Origin of the sequence: Akkermansia sp. KLE1798, from assembly GCF_001580195.1 — a bacterium.
Classification (GTDB): domain Bacteria; phylum Verrucomicrobiota; class Verrucomicrobiia; order Verrucomicrobiales; family Akkermansiaceae; genus Akkermansia; species Akkermansia biwaensis.
On record NZ_KQ971088.1, the window covers coordinates 1 to 258 of the forward strand.

At 55.0% G+C, this 258-nt stretch carries 1 pseudogene; it reads right to left on the bottom strand.

Annotation, left to right across the window (positions count from 1 at the left end):
• Positions 1-253 (bottom strand): annotated as a pseudogene (locus HMPREF3039_RS08780) (hypothetical protein); the annotation flags it as partial.
• Between the last annotated feature and the right edge of the window lie 5 nt (positions 254-258).

Sequence of the window (258 nt, forward strand, 5' to 3'; positions counted from 1 at the left end):
CGCCGTTGCAGAATCCGATGATGGCATCCCCTTCCTGCAGGACCGTCCAGTCGTTGGGAGCGTGGATATGGACGCCCAGACGGATCATTTCCAAATAAAGGGCTTCGTTTTGGAAGCCGTCGTTGGTGGGGATGATGTGGACGTCAATGTCCATGTGTTTCCAGACCAGGATCTGGTGGTGGAGTTCGGTTCCCGCTCCCCCGTAGAGGCTGGGGAAGCCGTTGACATAGATTTTCTTTAAGGAGGTGCTCATGGGTT